Annotated in this window: 1 protein-coding gene; it reads left to right on the top strand. The window is 34.7% G+C overall.

Annotation, left to right across the window (positions count from 1 at the left end; genetic code table 11):
* A partial coding sequence (locus Q1A46_RS20750) for a S8 family serine peptidase (RefSeq protein ID WP_299683568.1) occupies positions 1-464 on the top strand: 464 nt, incomplete at both ends.

The following is a 464-nucleotide window of genomic DNA, read 5'->3' as shown; positions in this document are numbered from 1 at the left end:
ACTGATAGAAATTTAAAAGCTAAAGCTGCAGATGATATTTCAGCTAAATCGATTTCAAAAATGAAAACGATTTTATCTGAAAATGGTTTAGATCAAAGTAATGTTTTAGATTACTACACTACAAAAATTTCAGGATTAGCTGTAAAATTAAGTGACCAGGAATTTAAAGCATTATCTCAAGATCCTAATGTAGCTGCTATCGAGCACGATAGAATAGTTGAGTTACCAGACTTTCAAGTAGAAGATGTACAATCTAGAGGTATATCTCAACGAATGGCTCAACAAACTCCTTGTGGTATTACAAGAGCAGGTGGTTTTGCTAATGGTGCGGCTAAAGATGAGTGGATTTGGATTATCGATAGTGGTATTGATTTAGATCATCCAGACCTTAATGTTGTTACTAACTCTACATATGCAAGATCGTTTGTAGGTGGTTCAGCAAATGATTGTAACGGTCATGGTAC

The sequence above is a fragment of the uncultured Tenacibaculum sp. genome (assembly GCF_947502995.1).
GTDB lineage: Bacteria > Bacteroidota > Bacteroidia > Flavobacteriales > Flavobacteriaceae > Polaribacter.
Note: the sequence above shows the minus strand (reverse complement) of the source record. Positions and strands in the feature narration are given on the sequence as shown.